The sequence below is a fragment of the Nocardiopsis sp. CC223A genome (assembly GCF_030766825.1).
In the GTDB taxonomy this organism is placed as follows: domain Bacteria; phylum Actinomycetota; class Actinomycetes; order Streptosporangiales; family Streptosporangiaceae; genus Nocardiopsis.
Genome location: NZ_JASFDV010000003.1, coordinates 88,031 through 108,951, shown reverse-complemented (window position 1 = coordinate 108,951; position 20,921 = coordinate 88,031). Strand labels below are relative to the sequence as shown.

Below are 20,921 nucleotides of genomic sequence, written 5' to 3'. Positions count from 1 at the left end.
GGGGAGACGGTCCGCTAGTGGACCCGCACGCGCGGGTCGATCAGCGGGTAGATCAGGTCGACGATCAGGTTGCACAGAACGATGAAGAACGCGCCGAACAGGGTCACGCCCAAGATCACGGGCAGGTCGCTCTGGGTGATGGCGTTCACCGCGTAGCGTCCGATGCCGTTGAGGGAGAACACCTGCTCGGTCAGGACCGCGCCGCCCAGGACCAGGCCCAGGTCCAGGCCGAAGATCGTCACGATCGGCGTCAGGGTGGGCCGCAGGGCGTGCTTGAGCACCACCTTGTGCTCGCTCAGCCCCTTGGCGCGCGCGGTGCGGATGTAGTCCTCGCCCAGCACCTCCAGCATGCCCGCGCGCGTCTGGCGGGCGTACATGGCGGCGTGCAGGAACGCCAGGGTCAGCCACGGGAGGAACATGCCCGCGGCCCAGCCCAGCGGGTCCTGGGTGAGGGGGACGTAGCGCGGGGTCTGGAACCAGCCCCAGGCGTGCACCGGGAAGGCCAGCACCAGCAGGCCGGTGAAGAAGATCGGCAGGGAGACGCCGGCCAGGGCGATCGCCATCGCGATCCGGTCGAAGAGGCTGCCCTTCCACACCGCCGAGATCACGCCGACGGCGATGCCGCCGACCAGCCAGATGATGCCCGCGCCCAGGGCCAGTGAGAACGTGACCGGCAGCCGGGACACGATCTCGGGGAAGACCTCCTGGTAGGTCTGGAAGGAGTAGCCGAAGCAGGGCGCGGAGCACTCGATGGTGTCCCGGCCGAACTGGTACTCGGCGCCGAAGAAGATCCCGCGCACGAACTCGCCGAACTGCACGATGACCGGCTTGTCCAGTCCCAGCCGGTCGATGGTCGCCTGGATCGCCTCGGGGGTGGGCGCCCGTCCCACGTACATGGTCGCCAGCTGCTCGGTGGTCCGCCCGGCCCACTTGGGCACCACGTAGAAGATGCCGAAGGTGACCATGGTGACCACGGCCAGGAGCAGCAGACCGGCGCCCAGACGGCGCAGGATGTAGGTCAGCAAGGCGCGTGTCTTTCTGTCGTCGGGCCCGCCCTGGAAGGGGAATCGGCAGGGGCGCGAAGTTTCGGCCTGAGACGACCAAGATAACGCAGTGTATTTAAATGATCACGCTTGGCAGTGCGGCGTGTACCCGGCCCCCGAGCGCCGGGCGACGCGGGAGCCCCGGGCACAGGTGGGGCGGTGACCGGCGTCGCCGCAGGTCACCGCCCCCGTGCGGGTCACCGTCAGCTGTCGGTGGTGCCCAACGACATGTAGTCGTACATGCTGTAGCCCGCGTGGTAGTACACGTTGGTCAGGTTCGGCGGCCGGTACATCACGGTCCGCTCGAACACCGCGGGCAGGATGACCGCCTGCTCCATGGACCGCTCATCGATCTGCGTGTAGATCGAGGCGCGCTCGTCGGGGTCCTCGATCGTGACGACCTCGTCGAACCAGTCGTTGACCTGGTCGTCGTCGAACTCGGAGATGTTCGAGTTGCCCGCGTCCTGGATGGCGTCGCCGTCCAGGATCTTGCTCATGAACCCGTAGCCGCTGGCCCAGTCCGGGGCCCAGCCGTACACCGTCAGCCCCAGGTCGTTCTCGTGGACGAAGTCCGGGGAACCGGCCTGGGTGTTGGTGTAGGTGTCGGACGGGTACTGCTTGATCTCGACCTCGATGCCGACCCGGGCCAGCGCCTGCTGGACGGCCTCGGCGGTGCTCACGTCCGAGGGCCGGTCGGCGCGGGCGCCGATGGAGGTGGAGAACCCGTCGGGCTGCCCGCACTCCTCCAGCTTCTGCCGGGCCATGTCCAGGTCGCCCTTGTCGTCCTCGGACGGGTACAGGTCGATGCTCGGGTCGGCGCCGGGCAGCGCCGAGGGCATGATCTGGGTCGCGATGTCACCGCCGGTGTCACCGCCCCAGGCGCGGTGCAGAGCGTCCCGGTCGGCGGCGAACATGACCGCTTCGCGGCAGGCCAGGTCGTTCAGCGGTTCGACCACGGTGTTGATGTTGACGTAGCGCAGGGTGTTGGTCTGCGGGTTGTCGACACTGGCGCGCCGGGCCTCGTCGGTGATGAGGGTGCCGCGCATCGCCGGCCCCACACCGACACCGGCCAGGTCCACGTCGAGTTCGCCGTTGACCAGGCGCTGGTCGATCTCGTTCTGGTCGACGCCCAGCTGCACCTCGATGCGGTCGGGCAGCGCCCGGCGGGTGGGATCGGTGGCGGCGTCCCACTGGTCGTTGCGGACCAGGTTCAGGGACACGCCGGGCCGGTACTCGCCGTCGAACTTGTACGGACCGGAGGAGACCACCTGGCTCTGGTACTGCTCACCGCGGTCGGCGTCGGGCGGCACCGGCGCGGTCTGCGGCTGGATGAGGACGTACGGGAACTCCGAGAAGCTCTCGTTGAGGTGGAAGACCAGGGTGTGGTCGTCCGGCGTCTCGATGCCGTCGAAGCCCTCCAGCGGGTCCCCGTCGGTGGCGTAGGGCCCCTCGTAGTCCTCGCTGTCCGCGAGCAGCTGCTGGAAGTACTTGGGGCCGTTGGGCAGGGCCTGGTCGCCGAAGTTGCTGCGGGCGATCGCGTACTTGATGTCCTGGGCGGTGATCTCCGTCCCGTCCTCGTACAGCAGCCCCGGCTTGATGCGGACGGTCCACTCCGTGGAGTCCTCGTTGGCCTCGGGCATCTCCTCGGCCAGGTCGGGCTGGAGCTCGGTGCCCTCCTCCCCCGGGGCCTCGGTGTAGGTGAGCAGGGTGCGCGCGTAGTAGCGGGTGAAGTTCCAGCTGAACGCGTAGTAGGTGTTGCCCGGGTCCGGGGAGTCGAAGTCCGAGGAGATGGCGTACCGCAGGGTGCCGCCGGTCTGGTCGGACGGGTTGACCATCTCCGTCTCGGCCTGGTTGAACTCGGCGTCCACCTCCCCTCCGCCGCCGCCTCCGCCTCCGCCGCCGCACGCGGTCAGCATCAGGGCCAGGACCGTGCCGACGGCCGCGGGGGCCGTGTACCGGCGCCCCCGGGGTGCCCGGGGTGTGCCGTGGTGGTGGGTGTTCACCTTGCCTCCAGGATCGTGTTGCTGCGGGAACCGGGATCGGTTGCCGGGCGGGGCCGTGAACGATGCACGGCCCGGAGCCGGTCCGCCCCGGACGGGCGGCGGCCGGCGGGGGAGGTCAGTCGGAGGAGCGCGGGTCGAAGGCGTCGCGCAGGCCGTCGCCGAACAGGTTGAACGCCAGCACGGTGACGAAGATGGCCAGACCCGGGATGATCACGAAGTGCGGCGATGTCGTGTAGAAGCGCAGCGCGTTCTCCAGCATGCCGCCCCAGGTGGCCGTGGGCGGGTTGATGCCCACTCCCAGGAAGCTCAGGGCCGCCTCGAACAGGATGTTCGTGGGGATGAGCAGGGTGGAGTAGACCAGGATCGGGGTGACGAGGTTGGGCAGGATCTCCTTGAACACGATGTGGGCGCTGCCCGCGCCCAGGCTGCGGGCGGCCTCGACGAACTCGCGTTCCTTGAGGGTGAGGGTCTGCCCGCGCACGATGCGCCCGATGTAGGGCCAGTTGAAGAACCCGATGATGAAGATCAGCACGCCGATGCGCAGCCCGTTGCCGGTGAGGCCGAAGGCCCCGTCGGGGATGACGCCGACCAGGGCGATGGCGAAGAGCAGCAGCGGGAAGGCCAGGAAGATGTCCATGGCCCGGCTGATGACGGTGTCGATCCAGCCGCCGAAGTACCCGGCGACGACGCCCAGGACGGTGCCGATGACGACGCACACGACGGTGGCGACGGTGGCGACCAGCAGCGAGGTGCGGGCGCCGTAGACGATGCGGCTGAACAGGTCGCGGCCGTTGACGGGTTCGACGCCCAGGAGGTGGTCGGGGCTGATCCCGCCCCACGGGTCCAGGCCCAGGGCGGGGTTCTCGGGGTCGAGCAGGACCCCGCCGGTCAGGGGGTCGACGAGCTGCTGGTTGAACTGGTTGGGCGGGTAGCCGAACCAGGCGGTCAGCAGCGGGGCGAAGATCGCGACGAGGATGAGCAGGATGACGACGATCCCGCCGGCCATGCCGACCTTGTCCTTGCGGAACCGCTGCCAGGCGATCTGGCGCAGCGAACGGCCGGCGGCGTTCTTCGCCCCCGCGATCACCGCTTCGGGTTCGGCGTGTTGGGACGACTCGGGCGCGTCCATCGGCGCGGTCATGTGTGGCCCTGCCCCCCGCATATCGCTTTACGTAGTAGATCGACTACGTAGAGCTTGCACGAGTGGCGTGCCGATTTCCAACATCCGCGCCGGAACCGGCGGCGAGCACGGGGGTGGGTTCTGGCACTGATCTTGTGGTGCGGTGACGGTCCGTCACGAGTTGGGGTTCGAGAGCTCGGGTGCGACGGGAGTCGAACGGAGTTCCTGTGCGTTCCAGGACTACGGCCCTCGTGACTCTTCGCGATCAGTCCACAAGATCAGTGCCGGAACCCGGGGGTGTCAGCGGAACGGGCACCGAACCGTTGCGGATCTCGGTGGGCACGACCGGTTCGGCCGCGAGCGGGCCCGGGAACGGGTCCATGTCCCCGGTCCTCGCGGAGAACGGCCGGCGGGGGTTCTTGAACACCACCGGTTTCTAGAGGGGTTCTCGAAGGCTCCGGACGGGTTCCGGAGCCCGCCCGCCGAGAGCTTCAGAAAACGAAGGTTCTTTGAAAGGTTCGATCAGTCCAGGAGCCGAGCCCTGACTCGGGCGAGGTCTTCCTCGATGACCCCCGCTGCCAGGAGGTAGGCCCGCGCGTCCAGATCCTTGAGGACGTCCAGGACACTTCCGCGCAGTGTCAGTCCGCGCTCGGCCAGTAAAGACTCGATCACCGGCCCTTGGTCCTCCTTCCCCATCGCAGCGAAGAGAGGCCCGAGTGCGGTGGTGGAGAGTTCGTAGTCATCGGCTATCGCGTCGGCGTCGACATCGGCCAGGGCGAGCAGCAGCAGGGTGACCAGGCCGGTGCGGTCGCGCCCGGCTCCGCAGTGGAACAGGACTCCGCCGGGCCCGGACCGTGCCAGAGCGGTGATCGCCGCGGCGCATCGTTCGGCTTTGCGGTCGAGAAAGGGCCGGAAGTAAAGCGGGCTCCCGTTCAGCCGCCTGCGGTCGATGTCCTTCCAGAACTCGACGTCCTCGACATCGTCCAAGGGCACCTCCAGACGCCTCATCCCAGGTGGGAGGGGCGTCTGGGCCGATTCTGCGGGGAACGCGGCGGACCCGCCCCGGCTGGTGAGGCCTTCGCCCGGGGCCGGTCGGACCTCGTCCGGGTTGCGCAGGTCCACGACGGTGCGCACACCGGCGTCGTAGGCGGCCCGCCACCCCTGGACGGTGACGAAACGCAGATCAGCGGATCTGATGAAGGCCCCGGGACGGGTGGTTCGGCCGTGACGGGTGGGAAGGCCGCCGAGGTCACGGGTGTTGAAGAACCCTTCCCAGGTGACCTGTCTGCCATCGCTCATGAACGCCAGGGATACCTCCTCCCACGGAAGAAGAAAAGTTCCTTGGTCCCTGTCCCGTTGCGTCGGGCGTTCTCCCGGGAGCGGAGGATGCGGTATCGGACCACCGGCCCGGCCACGCGGGCCGGGCCCGGAACCGGTCAGCGTCCGCGCAGGGTGCGGTACCGGGCCACCAGCCCGGCCGTGGAGGCGTCCAGCCCCTCCACCCGCGCCCCCTCGGTCAGCGCCGGCTCGACCCGCTTGGCCAGCACCTTGCCCAGCTGCACACCCCACTGGTCGAAGGAGTTGATGTTCCAGACCGCCCCCTGGACGAACACCTTGTGCTCGTACAGGGCCACCAGCTGCCCCAGCACCGACGGGCTGAGCCGCTCGGCCAGGATCGTCGTGGTGGGGCGGTTCCCGGCGAAGGTGCGGTGCGGGACCAGCCCGGCCGGAACCCCCTCCTCGGCGACCTCCCCGGCGGTCTTGCCGAAGGCCAGCGCCTGCCCCTGGGCGAACATGTTGGCCATCAGCAGATCGTGCTGGGGCACCAGCGCCTTGGGCAGGTCGGGGGCCGGCTCGGCGAACCCGATGAGGTCGGCGGGCACGAACCGGGTGCCCTGGTGCAGCAGCTGGAAGTACGCGTGCTGGCCGTTGGTGCCCGGGGTGCCCCACACGATCGGCCCGGTCGCCCAGCCGACCGGCCGCCCGTCGCGCTGCACCGACTTGCCGTTGGACTCCATGTCCAGCTGCTGGAGATAGGCGGCGAAGCGGGACATGTGGTGGCTGTAGGGCAGCACCGCGTGGCTCTCGGCCGCCCAGAACCCGCCGTACCAGATGCCGAGCAGCCCCAGCAGGAACGGCAGGTTGCGCTCGACCGGCGCCGTCGCGAAGTGGGTGTCCATCAGGTGGAACCCGGCGAGCATCTCCCGGAACCGCTCCGGGCCGATGGCGATCATCAGCGACAGGCCGATGGCCGAGTCGTAGGAGTAGCGGCCGCCCACCCAGTCCCAGAAGCCGAACATGTGCCCGGTGTCGATCCCGAACCGGGCCACCTCCTCGGCGTTGGTGGAGACCGCCACGAAGTGCCGGGAGACGGCCTCCTCCGTGCCCAGTCCCTCCACCAGCCACCGGCGGGCGGCGTTGGCGTTGGTGATGGTCTCGATCGTGGTGAAGGTCTTGGAGGAGATCACGAACAGGGTCGTGGCGGGGTCGGCGTCCACCAGTGCCTCGTGCAGGTCGGCACCGTCGACGTTGGACACGAACCGGAACTCCAGGCCCCGGTCGCTGTAGGGCCGCAGCGCCTCATAGGCCATGGCCGGGCCCAGGTCGGAGCCGCCGATGCCGATGTTGACGACCCGCCGCACCGGCTGTCCGGTGTGGCCGAGCCAGCGCCGTGCCCGGACCCGGTCGGCGAACTCCGACATCCGGTCCAGGACCTCGTGCACCTCGGGGACCACGTTGCGGCCGTCCACCTCGATGACCGCCGAGCGGGGGGCGCGCAGCGCGGTGTGCAGCACGGCCCGGTCCTCGGTGAGGTTGACGTGGTCGCCGCGCAGCATGGCGTCGCGCAGTTCGGCGACCCGGGTGGCCCCGGCCAGGTCGGCCAGCAGGCGCAGGGTCTCGTCGGTGACGAGGTTCTTGGAGTAGTCGACGTGCAGGCCGCCGACGTCGAGGGTGAGCCGGTCGGCGCGGGCGGGGTCGGCCTCGAACAGGTCGCGCAGGTGGGTGCCGGCCAGTTGTTCGCGGTGCTCGCCCAGGGCCGCCCACTCGTCCCGGCGGTCCAGGGCCGGGGCCGCCCCGGCCCGTTCTCCGGTGTCCTCTGTGCGGGGGAGGGGTGTGGCAGACATCCGGTCGCTCCTCGTCGTCCGTAAGGTCCAGGTGCGCGGCGGGCGGCACGGGGCTCGGATCCGTGCCGGCACGTCCGTGCCGCGGCTGTGAAGACCACCTTGCCACGTCCGCGGGCGGACGCGGCGTTTTCCACAACCCCGGCCCCGGCGGCCTTGTTCCGTGTCCCGGCAGAACGGGACGGGGTCAGCCCCGGCCGACCTCTTCGCGTTCGCGGCGCAGCCGCGCCACCTCGGCGCGCAGGGCGCGCAGCTCGGCGAGGATGAGGCGCTGCCCGTCGGGTCCCTCCCCGTCGGGGGCGGACCGGCCGCCGCCGACCGGCTCCTCGCCATCGCCCCCGGGCCGGTCGTCGTCCTTCTCCAGCGCCTCCACCGCCACCGCGATGAACAGGTTCAAGGCGACCAGCGTCGACACCAGCACGAAGACGACGAAGAAGATCCACGCCATCGGCATGTGCGCCATGACGTCCTTGGCGATGGTGCCCCACCCGTCGGCGGTGGCGATCTGGAACAGGGTGAACAGCGAGGTGGGCAGGTCCCCGAAGTACTGGGGGGACACGTCGGCGAACAGCCGCGTGGCCATCACCGCCGCCACGTACAGCAGCAGGACGACCAGGAACAGGATCGACAGCATGCCGGGCAGCGCCCGGAACAGCCCGGCGACCACGTGGCGCAGGCTGGGGATGACCGAGAGCAACCGCAGGACCCGCAGCACGCGCAGCACCCGCAGGACGGCGAACGGCCCGGAGGTGGGCATCAGGGCGATGCCCACGATCACCATGTCGAACCAGCTCCACGGGTCGCGGAAGAACTCGGCCCGGTGGGCGTAGATCCGCAACAGCAGTTCGACCACGAACAGCGCCAGGATGCACAGGTCGATGCCGTGCAGGAGCCTCCCGTGCTCCTCCATGATCCGCGGTGAGGTCTCCACACCGAGGATGACGCCGTTGACGAGGATGAGGGTGACGACGCCGCCCTGGAACCAGGAGGCGTCGACGATCGTGCGGACCCGTTGGCGCAGTGTCACGGGACAGGGGGCTCCGTTCCTGGGGGAAAGGTCGGGGGTGCGGGTCGAAAAAGCCTACCGTCCGTAACGGACACTGTTCTCCTCCTTGCCCTGGTCTGTCCGTTCCGGCACTGGAATACGCCGCCTCGACCAGGCATGATCGGAAAGTAGGGGATGACCGAGGGTGAGGGGGACGCCCGTGGCCGAAGCAACCGAGGAGTCGGACGGGGAGCGCTGGGAGTTCGAGGACATCGACGACGTGGACGCCGACATGGACGTGGGCGCCCCGGACCAGGACAGCGCGGTGGCCGAGTACCTGCTCGACCACCCCCACGGCCTGCGGATCGAGGAGATCCGGGACCGCGGTTCCCTGGGGATCGGCGACGAGCTGCGCCGGGAGGTCGCCGAGCAGGTGCCCGAGCCGCAGGACGACAGGGCGCCCGGGCCCCGGCGCGAGGAGCTGGCCCGGGTGCTGCGGGCCGAGGAGTTCGCCGATCGGCTGCGCGAACGCGGTGTGTGAGGGGCCGCCGCGGTTCAGGCGCCGGGGTGCTCCGTGCGGTCGGCCAGGTCGGCGGCGAGCCAGCGCTCCACCCGCATGACGTGGACGGTGGCGGCGGCGCGGGCGGCGTCGGGGTCGCGGGCCACCAGGGCCTCGTGGATGCGCCGGTGGTCCTCGCGCAGTTCGTCGGTGAACCCGGCCTCGCGGTGCCCTGCCCACACCCGGGCGTTGAAGGTCCGCGAGGACAGGCCCTGGTTGACGGCGGCCAGGGTGGCGTTGCCGGTGCTGGCGACGATGGCCTGGTGGAAGCCCAGGTCGGCGGTGACCGTCTCGGCCGCGGTGGCGGGGGCGCCGTCGATCCGGTCCAGGAGCGCGCCGATGCGGACCAGGTCGGCGTCGGTGGCGCGGGCGGCGGCCAGGGCGGTGGCGGCGGGTTCGAGCATCCGGCGGACCTGGAGGACCTCCAGGAGGGTGTCGCCGCGGGAGACCTCGGCCAGGACGGAGAAGGTCTCCAGCAGGTCGGCGGGGCGCAGTGCGGTGACGTAGACCCCGGCCCCGTGGCGGGCCTCCAGGACGCCCAGGGTGGTGAGGGAGCGGATGGCCTCGCGCATGGAGCTGCGGGAGATGTCCAGGCGGGCGGCGAGGTCGCGTTCGGTGGGCAGGCGCTGGCCGGGGCCGACCTCACCGGAGGAGATCATCTCCTTGATGCGCTCGACGGCCCGCTGGGTGACCGAGGTCCGGTCGTCCATGCAACACCCCTCTGCTCCTCGTGAGTTCCCGTGTCGGGGACGCGCCTCATCGACCACCCCGGGCAAGTGATCATACCAATTCACCCCATCGCCTCCTCGGTACAGGGATGAAAGCCCCGGTTCTTGCCCTTTTTTGTTCGCGTGTGTCAAAGTGGTCTGACCACTAAGAGGCTTGTGGCGAGCAGGCCGCCCGCCGGTCCGGCGCGGCGCGAAGGAGGCCCATGCGGATCGCACTGTTCATCACCTGTGTCAACGACACGCTCTTCCCCGACACCGGCCGGGCCGTGGTGCACCTCCTGGAGCGGCTCGGCCACGAGGTCGTCTTCCCCCGGGACCAGACCTGCTGCGGGCAGATGCACTACAACACCGGCTACCGCCGCCCCGCGGGCAGGCTCGCCGTACGGTTCGTGCGCACCTTCGAGGACGCCGACGCGGTCGTGGTGCCCTCCGGCTCCTGTGCGGCGATGATCCGCGACAACTACCCGCGCCTGGGCGGCCGCGGCAGTCGCCTGTCCCGCAAGGTCGCGGCCCTGACCCCGCGCGTGTACGACCTCACCGAGTTCCTCGTGGACGTCCTGGGCGTCACCGACGTGGGCGCCTACTACCCGCACCGGGTCGTCTACCACCCCACCTGCCACGGGCTGCGCATGCTCGGCCTGGGCGACCGCCCCTACGAGCTGCTGCGCGCGGTACGCGGCCTGGAGCTGGTCGAACTGCCCGGGGCCACCGAGTGCTGCGGGTTCGGCGGCACGTTCGCGGTCAAGAACGGCGACGTCTCCTCCGCCATGGGCGCCGACAAGGCCCGTCACGCCCTGGAGACCGGCGCCGAGGTGCTGTGCGCCGTGGACAACTCCTGCCTGATGCACATCGGCGGCATCCTCTCGCGCCAGCGCGCCGGGATGAGGGTCGCCCACATAGCCGAGATCCTGGCGAGCACCGAGAAGGACTTCGAGGGCGCCGGGACCGAACGGGCCGCAAAGGCCGGAACGGAAAAGGAGGGTGCGGCCCGATGAGCAGCGCCACGTTCCTGGGCATGCCGCCCTTCCCCGAGGCGGCCCGCACCGCCGTGCAGGACTCGCGGCTGCGCTACAACCTGCGCAGGGCCACCCGCACCATCCGCGACAAGCGCGGCCTGGTGGTGGACGAACTGGGCGACGACTGGGCCCGGCTGCGCGCCGAGGGCGCCGAGATCAAGAACCGCACCCTGCGCCACCTCGACCACTACCTGGAGCAGCTGGAGGAGTCGGTCACCCGCGCGGGCGGGCACGTCCACTGGGCCCGCGACGCCGCCGAGGCCAACCGGATCGTCACCGGCCTGGTGCAGGCCACCGGCGAGACCGACGTGGTCAAGGTCAAGTCCATGGCCACCCAGGAGATCGAGCTCAACAACGCCCTGGAGGCCGCGGGCATCACCGCCTACGAGACCGACCTGGCCGAGCTGATCGTGCAGCTGGGCGACGACCTGCCCTCGCACATCCTGGTGCCCGCCATCCACCTGGGCCGCTCCCAGATCCGCGAGATCTTCCTGGAGCAGATGGCCGAGTGGGGCACACCCGCCCCGCCCGGGCTGACCGACGACCCGCGGGCGCTGGCCGAGGCCGCCCGGACGCACCTGCGCGAGCGGTTCCTGCGCACCCGCACCGCCGTCTCGGGCGCCAACTTCGCGGTGGCCGACTCCGGAACGCTCGTGGTGCTGGAGTCGGAGGGCAACGGGCGCATGTGCCTGACCCTGCCGCAGACCCTCATCTCGGTGGTGGGCATCGAGAAGATCGTTCCGACCTGGAACGACCTGGAGGTGTTCATGCAGCTGCTGCCGCGCTCCTCCACGGGTGAGCGGATGAACCCCTACACCTCGACCTGGACCGGGGTGACCCCGGGCGACGGCCCCCGGGAGTTCCACCTGGTGCTGCTCGACAACGGCCGCACCGACGTGCTGGCCGACACCGTGGGCCGCCAGGCACTGCGCTGCATCCGTTGCTCGGCCTGCCTGAACACCTGCCCGGTCTACGAGCGCACCGGCGGCCACTCCTACGGCTCGGTCTACCCGGGGCCGATCGGTGCGATCCTCACCCCGCAACTGCGCGGGACGGGGTCGGAGGTCGACCGGGCCCTGCCGTACGCGTCCTCGCTGTGCGGCGCCTGCTACGAGGTGTGCCCGGTCGCCATCGACATCCCCGAGGTGCTGGTGCACCTGCGCGAGGAGGTCGCCGGACGCAAGGGCCACGCGGGCGAGAAGGCTCTGATGGCGGGGGCGGAGACGGTGTTCTCCTCCTCCCGGACCCTGGGCGCGGTCCAGCGCGCCGCCGGCCTGGGCCGCGGCCTGGTCCCCCGGCACCTGCCCGGACCCGCCGGGGCCTGGACCGACACGCGCGACGTCCCGGACGTCCCGGCGGAGTCGTTCCGCCGCTGGTGGAACGGGCGCGACGGCGCACAGGAGGAGGGCCGATGAGCGCCAGGGAAACGATCCTGGCCCGGGTGCGGGCCGCGCTGGCCGACGTGCCCGACGACGAGCCGGTGCACCGCCCGCGGGAACGGACCTACCTGGACTCCCACGCGGTCGGCCCCACCCTGGAGGTGCTCCAGGACCGCTTGGTCGACTACAGGGCGCTGGTGCGCCGGGTGCCCGCCGACCGGATCGGCGCGGAGGTGGCCGCGGCCCTGGCCCGGCGCGGCGCCCGCCGCGTGGTGGTGCCCCCGGGGCTGCCCGGGGAGTGGACGGCACAGGTCGGCGTCGAGCCCCGGACCGACTCGCGGGAGGCCCCCCTGGCGGTGCACGAGCTGGACGCCGCCGACGGGGTGGTCACCGCGTGCGCGGTCGCGATCGCCGAGACCGGGACGATCGTGCTGGACGGCGGCCCCGACCAGGGGCGGCGCGCCATCTCCCTGGTCCCCGACTACCACCTGTGCGTGGTGCGCGCCGACCAGGTCGTGGACGGGGTTCCCCAGGCGGTGCGCCTGCTCGACCCGTCCCGCCCGCTGACCTGGATCAGCGGCCCGTCGGCCACCAGCGACATCGAGCTGAACCGGGTGGAGGGGGTGCACGGCCCCCGCACCCTGGAGGTGCTGCTGGTCGAGGCCGGTCCCTGAGGACGGCCGCCGCACCGGGTCGGGGACGCACCCGAGCCGGTGCGGCGGCCGCTCACCCCTGGGGGCGCCAGGTCGCCAGCAGCCGGTCCAGCGGGTCGGGGGCCGCCTCCTTCTCCGCGAAGGGCGCCTGGTACCGGGCGCCCGCACCCTGCGGTGTCCGTTGCCTCCTGGGCCGGGCCGCGACGACCGCCGTCTCGGCCCGCTCCCCGTCCCCCTCGCCCGACCCGGCCAGCGGCGCCTGGTAGCGGGCGCCCTGCGCCGCGGGGCGGCGCTTGCGGCGGATCCACGTGCGCGCCGGTTTGCGCTCCCGGTTCCGATCGTCCTGCTCGGCGCGCTCACCGGTGGCGGTGAACCACACCGGCAGCTCCTCCAGCCCGTGCACCGAAAGCGAGGTCCGCCACCGCAGGTCGGCCGGCTCCACCGCCAGCACCATGCCGCGCAGCCGGTCCACGGCGAGGTCGATGGCGGTGCGCACCAGTTCCCGGGAGAACGCGGTGGCCGGGCAGCGGTGCGCGCCCGCGCCCCACGACAGGTGGGACCGGTTCCCGGCCAGGGCCATCGCGTCGCCGCCCCGCGACACCGACGGGTCGGTGTGCGCCGAGGCCAGTCCGAACAGCAGGGGTTCGCCCCGGCGGATGTGCGCCCCCGCGAACCGGAGGTCCATGGTGGAGTAGCGGCCCGCCATCAGTTGCAGGGGCGAGTCGGTCCACATGACGTAGTCGACGAAGTCCTCCGGGGTGAGGGTGCCGCCCAGGTAGGCGGTCCACACCCCGGGGTCCTCCAGCAGTTTGAGCAGGGCGTTGCCGATCAGGTGCGTGGTGGGCTCGTGCCCGGACTCCCACAGCAGGGACAGCGCCTCGACCGCCTCGTCGTCGGTGAGCGCGTTGGGGTGGGACAGCAGATGGCCGACCAGGTCCCCGCCGGGTTCGCGGCGCTTGCGCTCCACCAGCCCCTGGAAGTAGCCGCGCACCGCCCGCGCGGCGGCCGCCGTCTCCCGCGGGTCACCGCTCCAGGACCGCTCGGCGATGTCGGCGAGCATCCGGCCGTACTCGTCGGGCAGGCCGAACAGCTCGTTGAGGACCAGTGCGGGCAGCGGGGCCGCGTACTGGCCGATGAGGTCGGCCGCGCCCTCCGCGGTGACCCGGCCCAGCAGGTGGACCGCCGCGCGTTCCACGACGGGCACCAACTGCGGGGTGCCGACCTTGGCCAGGGCGTCCACGATGGGTGCCCGCAGTCGCTGGTGCCCGGGCCCGTCGTGGCCCAGCGCCTCGCTGCGCGCAGGCGTCCCGTCCGCGTGCCACGGGCGCGGGTCCGCGGAGAAGTGGGTCTGGTCCCGCAGGACCTGGAGGTTCTCCTTGTAGCCCAGCAGGAGCCAGCCCGGGACGCCCGGCCCCAGCTCCACCGGGACCAGCCCGCCGTGGCGTTCGCGCAGCTCCCGCCAGGGCAGTCGCCCGCCCCGGTGCAGCGCGAGGGCCCCGTTCGCGCTGTAGGGGCAGCGGGCCGCACCTCCGGCCGCGGTGCCCTCATGGTCGGTGGGACCGGTTCCCTGGTGCATGGAGACTCCTCGGTGGCTGCGGATGCAGGAGACGCTAGGTCCGGGATGTTTCCGGGATGCTTCCGCGAGGAAAGCTCCACCTTTCCTCGACCGACACTCGGCCCCGGTCGGGGGCGAGACCGGATTGAGAGGTATGGCACGTGTCCGGCGTTTCAGCGGATCAACGGTGGCGTTCCGGCCACCGGGGACGCGGACGCACGGAGCCACCGCTGACCGGGCGAGTCGGGCCCCGCACCGCGGTCCGCACGGCGGACGGGGTATTTCCGCGGGTGAATGCGTGACACGGATCCCTTTACCCGGCAAAGCCGAGGACACGCCGACCCGGATGTTTTTCCCGGGTATTTCCGTTCCCTCACGTGCGGGGCGCACCTGCGCCGCTCGGTAGGATCGTCCACCGACCACGCACGACGGGACACGGGGGCCACCGGTGGGGAGCAGGAAGCAGCGGCGTGCGCCGCGCGAGCGGGCCGTACCCGACTGGGACGGCCCCGCGCCCGCGTCCCCGCCGGCCGACATCGTCACCGAAGCCGTCGACGCCCTCGTCACCGGACGCGGCGGCGGAGGCGTCGACCTGGCGGCGGCGCTGCTCGCCGACACCGAGGACCCGGCCCGGGCCCGCGCCGCCGAACAGGCCCTGACCGCCGCCCTGTGCGACGCGGCCGGGTCGGTGTGGGCACGCGGCTGGCAGCCCGCCGAGGCCGTGCGCCGCCTGGGCCGCCTGCTGGGCCCGGCCGCCGCCGCGGTGGGCGCCCACGCGGCCGCCGCCGACCTGGAACGGCACTCCCCCGCGACCGTCGACCCCGCCTGGGCCGCGCAGGTGCGGGCCCTGGACACCGTCACCGACCCGCTGGAACACCTGGTGCGGGCCCACGGCCTGCTGCGCTTCGAGGCGGTCGAACAGGTGCTGCGCACCCTGGCCGCGCTGCGCGCCCTGCCGCCCCTGCAACGCCTCATGGACGTGCCCGGCTCCCACCGCCCCGGCCGGGTCCGCCCCTCCCGCGCGCACACCGGGGTCGACCGGGGCAAGCTCGCCCGGGTCCGGGCCCTGCTGGCCAAGGCCGAGTCCACCGAGTTCCCCGAGGAGGCCGAAGCGCTCAGCGCCCGCGCCCAGGAGCTCATGGCCCGGCACAGCATCGACCGGGCGCTGGTGGAGGCCGACGAAGCGGAGTCCTCCGAGGCCGGGTACGCCCGGCGGCTGCCCGTGGACGCCCCCTACGACGAGTCCAAGGCCGTGCTGCTGCACGAGGTCGCCGAGGCCAACCACTGCCGGGCGGTATGGCACCGCGAGCTGGAGACGTGCACCGTCATGGGCTTCCCCGACGACGTCGACGCCGTGGACCTGCTGTTCACCTCCCTGCTCGTGCAGGCGGAGACCGCGATGCGGGCGGGCAGCTCGGTGCGCGACCGGTCCGGGCGCCGGGCCGGCAAGGACTTCCGGTCCTCGTTCATGTCGGCGTTCGCGGTGCGCGTGGGCGAACGCCTCACCGAGGCCGCCCGCAGCGCCCGCGACGCCGCACAGGCCGAGGTCGGACGCGACCTGGTACCGCTGTTCGCCGCCCGCGAGCGCGAGGTGGAGAAGGCCGTGGAGCAGGCGTTCGGCGAGCTCACCTACTCACGGATGCGCGGGCCCTACAGCGAGGACGGGTGGAACGCCGGACGGGCCGCCGCAGACGCCGCCTCCCTGGGCTCACGCCGCCCCGTCACCGACCGCTGAGCCGTGGCCGCCGCCCCGGAAAAGCCTTGGCGGGCAGGCCCCGTGCCCCGATAGAACGGTCCCCGTGCACAAGTACCCGCGGACCCGGCACATCCACGGATCGCGCCTGCAACCCGGCGACCGGGACCTGTCCGCGGCCCCCTTCTCCGCCATCGCCGGACGGCACCTGGTCGTGGAGGAGAAACTCGACGGCGCCAACGCCGGGATCGGCTTCGGCCCCGGGGGCGAACTGCTCCTCCAGAGCCGCGGGCACTACCTGACCGGCGGCCCGCGCGAGCGGCAGTTCGCACCGTTCAAGGCCTGGGCCGCCACCCTGGCCCCGCGCCTGCACGAACGGCTGGGCGACCGGTACGTGCTGTACGGCGAGTGGATGTACGCCAAGCACACCGTGTACTACGACGCCCTGCCCCACCTGTTCTGCGAGTTCGACATCCTCGACACCCGCGACGGCGCCTTCCTGGACACCCCCGCGCGGCGGGAGATGCTGGCCGGACTGCCCGTCGCGTCGGTGCCCGTCCTGCACACCGGCCCCCTGGAGCGGCTGGCCGACCTCACCGCCCTGGTCGGCCCCTCCACCTGCCGCACCCCGCGCTGGCGCGAGGCCCTGGCCGACGCCCACGAGCGCGCCCGCGAGCACCTGCGGGCGCACCGGTCCTTCGTCTGGAACGCCACCAACGTCTCCCGCTCGCTGCGCGACCGCTGCACCGGCCTGGCCGCCGCCTACGGGGCCCGTGTGGAGATCACCGCCGTGGAGGCCCCGCCCCGGGTGCTGTGCACCCGCCTGGACCGCCGCCCCGCCCCCGTCCCGGCGGCCGTCATCGACCGCCTCGTCGGCCGCTGGGAGCACCCGGACCCGACCGAGGCCCACCGCCTCACCCTCGTCGGCACCGGGCCCTGACGACCCTCGTCTTCATCGGCTGTTGACGTGTTGCGCTCACATGCGCTCCCATAGCGCATTAAGCTGTCGCCGTCCCACTGCGGCGCCGCACGGACGACACACGGCCGCGGCGCCGCCTCACGGCCCATCCGGCCACCGAGGCAGGTAGGAAAAGACGGTGCCCCGGGGATGCCACCGGATCCCCGACCGCCGTCGGACAACGACGTCGACTTCCTTCCGAGGCCATGCGCAAGACTTCCGCATGGACGGGGTGACCGCCCGGACCCGCACCGCGGCACCGCTTCCCGTCCCCGACGACACCGGCGCCCGCCCCCTGTGGCGGCGCCACTTCGCCCTGTTGTGGAGCGGCGGGGCGCTCAACGGCCTGGGCACCATGACCTTCACCCTGATGGTGCCGCTGCTCGCCCTCGCCCAGACGGGGTCGCCCGTGGCGGCGGCCTGGATCGCCGCGGCGGGACTGGTGCCGAACCTGGTGCTGCACCTGCCCCTGGGCGTCCTGGCCGACCGCGGGGACCCGCGCCGGATGATGCTGACCGCCCAGACGGGACGCCTGGTGGTCATCGCCCTGCTGGTGGCCCCGGTGGTCCTGTGGTCGGCGCCGGTCCACCTGCTCGCCGCCGCGACGGCACTGCACGCGGTCTGCTCGACGCTGTTCGAGGCGGCGGCGGCCATCGCCGTCCCCTGCCTGGTGCCCCGGAGCGAACTCGCCGCCGCCTCCGCCAAGAACGAGGCGCACGTCCACGGCACCCAGATGATCGGACGCCCCCTGGGCGGGTTCCTGTTCGGGCTGGCGGCGTGGGCGCCCGTGCTGTCCAACGCCGTCGTATCGCTGTGCGTGCTGGCGGGGACCGTCCTCCTGCCGCGCGGGATGCGCCCGGAGGACGAACCCGCACCCGGCCGGCGCCCCTCCCTGGTCCGCGAGTTCTCCGCCGGCCTGGCCCTGCTGCTCCGCGATCACGTGCTGACGCTGACGCTCGTGGTGTGCGCCGTCACCAACGCCGTGTTCCAGGTGGTGTGGCTGGTCATCATGCTGGTGGCCACCGACCGGGGGCTGCCGCCCCACCTCATCGGCGTGATCCTGGCGGCCACCGGGATCGGGGGGCTGCTCGGCTCGGTCCTGGCGCCGCACCTGGTGAACAGGTTCTCGGCGCCGCGCATGGTGGTCCTGTGCGTGTGGACCTGGTCGCTGTCCCTGGCCGTGCTGGTCCTGGCCCTGAGCCTGGACCCGCGCTGGCTCATGCTGGGGCTGCCCCTGACCTGGGGGACCATCGGGTTCGTCGGCGCCCACATCAACGTCACACGCGGCACCTACCGCGCTCTGCGCGTCCCCCGGCGGCTCCTGGGCCGGGTCATCGGCACCGACCGGGTCTTCACCAGCGGCGCCCTGCCCCTGGGCATGGTGTGCGGCGGCTACCTGCTGGAGTACCTGTCCCCGCGGGCCACCTCCGTGATCCTGCTGGCCGGGGTCGGGGTGATCGCGCTGGCCGTCACGCTCCTGCTCCCCGCTCTGGAACGGTCGGGGGCGGCGGGGAGACCGCGTTCAGCAGGCGCCGCAGCGCCGCGTCCGGCCCTTCCCTGATCTCGTCGGGGGTGATGTGCTCCCGCGAGATCACCCGGGTCGAGACCCCCTCCACCTGCTCTGCCAGCTCCGCGGCGAGTGCGCGTTCCCGCTCGGGCAGGGCCGTCCGCAGCCGCTCGACGGCGGTGAGCGCGGCGAACACCTCGTCAGGCAGCCGCTCCAGCAGTCCGACCAGGTCGTCCCGGCCCTGCCCCGAGGGCCCCGCCCTGCGGACGTGCAGGATCCACAGGGCGGTCACGTTGAAGCGCAGCACCGTGCTGCGGACGTCGTCGACCCGCTGCGCGAAGGACTCCGCTCCGCGGTCCAGGTCCTCCCGCTCCCAGCGGGCACGCTCGGCCTCCAGGGCGTGTCGGGCCCGCTCGCGCTCCGCCTTGACCGCACGGCCCCCGGTGACGGCCGAGGCGGTGATGGTGGCCGTCGCGGTGGTCACCCCCGTGATGAGCGCGACGAGCACGGTCGGATCGAACAGCTGGGCCGGGACCCCCGTCACCCCTCCTCCGACAGCCGGGCGGCGGCGGACACCTGGTGCGGCGGCAGGGGCGGATGGTGCGCCTGGACCGCGCGGGCCGCCAGCCGGGCGGCGAGGTCGCGGTCCCCGCTCAGGCGGCGCACCCGGGCCGCGCGCAGCAGTACCGGACCGTTGTCGGAGGCCCGGGCCAGGGCCTCGTCCAGTTCCTCCGACCAGGTGCCGACACCGGCGAGGGTGGCCTGGGCCAGGGCCCGGGCGGTCCGGGTGGACGGGCTGTCCGGGGTCCGCAGGCGCTCCAGGTCGCGCAGCGCGGAGGCGGCCGCCCCCTGGTCGGCGAGGATCTCGCCCCGGGTCCGGCGGGCCTCGGTGCTGGCCGCGTCGCGGGCCAGCACCCGGTCCAGGACGTCCAGGGCCGACTCGGCCTGGCCCGCGTGCCACAGGGCCTGGCCCAGACCCGTCTGCAACCCGGGGTCGGTGCCCGCCCGGCCGGCCGAGGCCCCCAGGACGTTCAGTGCGGCGGTCCGGTTCCGGACCAGGAGCAGGCAGCGGGCCTGCGCGACCAGGGCGTACCCCACGGCCGTGCCCTCCCCCGCGGAGGCCCACAGACCGGCCGCCTCCTGGTACAAGCGGGCCGCGGAGGGGAGGTCCCCCTCCTGGAAGGCCAGGTCGCCGAGCAGGGAGACGATCCGGGCGCGCCCGCCGGACCGGGGCGGCGGTTGGGCCGCCAGGGCCCTGCGCGCGTGTTCCCGGGCCACCGGGAGATCGCCCCGCTCCCGGTTGCGGCACGCGAAGGAGAAGTGCGCGCCGGCGTCGCGGAGGATCTCGGGGAGGCGGTCCGGGGAGGCCAGGGGCCCGACCAGGCGGGGATGCCGCACCACGTAGGCGCCGTCGGCGTGGTGCCGGGTGAGGAGGTGCCGGTCCTGGAGCGCGCGGGCGGCGTTCTCGCCGCCGCGGAAGGGCCGGACCCCCTGGTCCCCCGACGCCAGGACGCGGTCGAGCCAGCCGCACAGCGCACGCGGGGACAGCAGGCATTCGACCGCCGACTCGGCCAGGACACGGGCCGTGTGGGCGCGCAGGGCCCGGTCGGTGTCGGCGGCCGGATCACCGCTGAGGGACCGGTCCCGGTCGGCGCGGTCCTCCCACATCGCCCGTCCGGCGATCTGGAGCAGCCCCGGGTCCACGGTCCCACCGCTGCCGTCCCCTCCCGGGGCGGCGATGGCCAGTGTCCGGGCGAGCAGCCGCCCCTGCCCCGGATCCAGCCGGTGCCCCACGCGTTCCAGGGAGCGGTCGACGGCGTCGGCCGCCGCCCCGACCGAGAGCGGCCCCAGGGCGACCTCGGCGAACCGCAGGGCGTGCTTGTCGAGCAGGCCGCGCAGTTCGTCCCAGTGGTCGGCGCGCACGCAGAGCAGCAGGCGCATCTCCCCCGGTTCCTCCAGGCAGGAGAACAGCTCCTCCAGCAGGTCGCGTCGGTTCTGTTCGTCCGCGCCCCCGGGGCGCAGGAGGAATTCGAGCCGGTCCACGACGGCGAACACCGGGACCGGGAGGCCGTAGCGGTCGGTGCGGGTCCGGGCGCGGACCAGGTCCGCGACGGAGCGGCCGGGCGGACCGTCGGGGTCCCAGGAGGAGACCAGCGCGCGGGTGCAGGGGTTCTGGTCGGGCAGGACGGCCGCCGGAAGGCCCGCGTCCGACCACCGCCAGCCGCCGTCGGCCAGGACCTCACCGGCCCGATCGGTGATCGCGGGAACGGCACCCGCGTGCAGCAGGGAGGTCTTGCCGACCCCCGTGTCGCCGTGCAGGACGGTGAGGTGGTGGCCCCGCCACGCGGAGACGAGTTCCGCGACCTCTTTCTCACGCCCGTGAAAGAAAAGACGGTCCCGGGCACGGAAAGGCCGCGAACCGATGAACGGCCCGGGGGACTTCTCCGGATCAATGCCGGATCGTTTCATGGAATGACCCCTGACCAGTGAGAACAGAACACCGGAGGCAGCCGGGCGAAGCGGGGGGCCGATCCCGGTCGGCCGATCCCGTGGACCGGAACGGTCCCCGCGCGGAAATCCGGCGCCCCGACCGGAGGCGC

17 protein-coding genes are annotated in these 20,921 nt (G+C 72.6%); 7 read left to right on the top strand and 10 right to left on the bottom strand.

Annotation, left to right across the window (positions count from 1 at the left end):
- Positions 1-14: 14 nt before the first annotated feature.
- The 6 genes from QJS33_RS02265 to QJS33_RS02240 all read right to left on the bottom strand — a co-directional run bounded on the left by QJS33_RS02265 (position 15) and on the right by QJS33_RS02240 (position 8,315).
- Positions 15-1,025, bottom strand: coding sequence for an ABC transporter permease (locus tag QJS33_RS02265; RefSeq protein ID WP_306366146.1), 1,011 nt, complete (start codon positions 1,023-1,025; stop codon positions 15-17).
- 221 nt (positions 1,026-1,246) lie between these two features.
- Positions 1,247-2,959, bottom strand: a complete 1,713-nt coding sequence (locus QJS33_RS02260) for an ABC transporter substrate-binding protein (RefSeq protein ID WP_306366188.1) — start codon at positions 2,957-2,959, stop codon at positions 1,247-1,249.
- A 202-nt stretch (positions 2,960-3,161) separates the two neighbouring features.
- Entirely contained in the window at positions 3,162-4,187 is a 1,026-nt protein-coding gene (locus QJS33_RS02255) for an ABC transporter permease (protein ID WP_306366145.1), read from the bottom strand.
- 501 nt (positions 4,188-4,688) lie between these two features.
- Positions 4,689-5,465, bottom strand: a complete 777-nt coding sequence (locus QJS33_RS02250; protein ID WP_306366144.1) for a tyrosine-protein phosphatase — start codon at positions 5,463-5,465, stop codon at positions 4,689-4,691.
- A gap of 137 nt (positions 5,466-5,602) precedes the next feature.
- Positions 5,603-7,291, bottom strand: a complete 1,689-nt coding sequence (gene pgi, locus QJS33_RS02245; protein ID WP_306366143.1) for a glucose-6-phosphate isomerase — start codon at positions 7,289-7,291, stop codon at positions 5,603-5,605.
- 184 nt (positions 7,292-7,475) lie between these two features.
- A complete protein-coding gene (locus QJS33_RS02240) occupies positions 7,476-8,315 on the bottom strand; it encodes an ion transporter (RefSeq protein WP_306366142.1) in 840 nt (279 codons plus the stop codon).
- Positions 8,316-8,493: 178 nt separating this feature from the next.
- On the opposite strand from QJS33_RS02240, the gene QJS33_RS02235 reads away from it, so the two are divergent.
- Positions 8,494-8,814, top strand: a complete 321-nt coding sequence (locus QJS33_RS02235) for a hypothetical protein (RefSeq protein WP_306366141.1) — start codon at positions 8,494-8,496, stop codon at positions 8,812-8,814.
- A 14-nt stretch (positions 8,815-8,828) separates the two neighbouring features.
- On the opposite strand, the gene QJS33_RS02230 is transcribed toward QJS33_RS02235, so the two are convergent.
- On the bottom strand, positions 8,829-9,542 hold the full coding sequence (locus QJS33_RS02230; RefSeq protein ID WP_306366140.1) for a FadR/GntR family transcriptional regulator: 714 nt from the start codon (positions 9,540-9,542) through the stop codon (positions 8,829-8,831).
- 221 nt (positions 9,543-9,763) lie between these two features.
- Between QJS33_RS02230 and QJS33_RS02225 the strand changes: the two genes are divergently transcribed.
- The 3 genes from QJS33_RS02225 to QJS33_RS02215 are packed head-to-tail and all read left to right on the top strand — an operon-like array spanning position 9,764 to position 12,629.
- Complete coding sequence (locus QJS33_RS02225; RefSeq protein ID WP_306366139.1) at positions 9,764-10,555, top strand: (Fe-S)-binding protein; 792 nt, start codon at positions 9,764-9,766, stop codon at positions 10,553-10,555.
- Positions 10,552-11,991 (top strand): lactate utilization protein B, encoded by a 1,440-nt coding sequence (locus tag QJS33_RS02220; RefSeq protein ID WP_306366138.1) that lies wholly within the window; start codon positions 10,552-10,554, stop codon positions 11,989-11,991. Before QJS33_RS02225 ends, QJS33_RS02220 begins: the two co-directional genes overlap by 4 nt.
- Positions 11,988-12,629 carry a lactate utilization protein C gene (locus QJS33_RS02215; protein WP_306366137.1) on the top strand — a complete coding sequence of 214 codons (642 nt, stop codon included), beginning with the start codon at positions 11,988-11,990 and terminating at the stop codon, positions 12,627-12,629. The genes QJS33_RS02220 and QJS33_RS02215 overlap by 4 nt, the downstream gene beginning before the upstream one ends.
- Positions 12,630-12,681: 52 nt before the next feature.
- On the opposite strand, the gene QJS33_RS02210 is transcribed toward QJS33_RS02215, so the two are convergent.
- Positions 12,682-14,184: a cytochrome P450 gene (locus QJS33_RS02210; protein WP_306366136.1), complete on the bottom strand. Its 1,503-nt coding sequence runs from the start codon at positions 14,182-14,184 to the stop codon at positions 12,682-12,684.
- A 427-nt stretch (positions 14,185-14,611) separates the two neighbouring features.
- Here QJS33_RS02210 and QJS33_RS02205 point away from each other — a divergent pair, with 427 nt between their 5' ends.
- The 3 genes from QJS33_RS02205 to QJS33_RS02195 all read left to right on the top strand — a co-directional run bounded on the left by QJS33_RS02205 (position 14,612) and on the right by QJS33_RS02195 (position 18,375).
- Positions 14,612-15,898 carry a DUF2786 domain-containing protein gene (locus tag QJS33_RS02205; protein ID WP_306366135.1) on the top strand — a complete coding sequence of 429 codons (1,287 nt, stop codon included), beginning with the start codon at positions 14,612-14,614 and terminating at the stop codon, positions 15,896-15,898.
- Positions 15,899-15,962: 64 nt separating this feature from the next.
- Positions 15,963-16,796, top strand: coding sequence for an RNA ligase family protein (locus QJS33_RS02200; RefSeq protein WP_306366134.1), 834 nt, complete (start codon positions 15,963-15,965; stop codon positions 16,794-16,796).
- 241 nt (positions 16,797-17,037) lie between these two features.
- Entirely contained in the window at positions 17,038-18,375 is a 1,338-nt protein-coding gene (locus QJS33_RS02195; RefSeq protein WP_306366133.1) for an MFS transporter, read from the top strand.
- On the opposite strand, the gene QJS33_RS02190 is transcribed toward QJS33_RS02195, so the two are convergent.
- Both QJS33_RS02190 and QJS33_RS02185 read right to left on the bottom strand, forming a co-directional pair.
- On the bottom strand, positions 18,284-18,865 hold the full coding sequence (locus tag QJS33_RS02190; RefSeq protein WP_306366132.1) for a hypothetical protein: 582 nt from the start codon (positions 18,863-18,865) through the stop codon (positions 18,284-18,286). The genes QJS33_RS02195 and QJS33_RS02190 overlap by 92 nt on opposite strands.
- Complete coding sequence (locus QJS33_RS02185; protein WP_306366131.1) at positions 18,862-20,790, bottom strand: lipopolysaccharide assembly protein LapB; 1,929 nt, start codon at positions 20,788-20,790, stop codon at positions 18,862-18,864. Before QJS33_RS02185 ends, QJS33_RS02190 begins: the two co-directional genes overlap by 4 nt.
- Between the last annotated feature and the right edge of the window lie 131 nt (positions 20,791-20,921).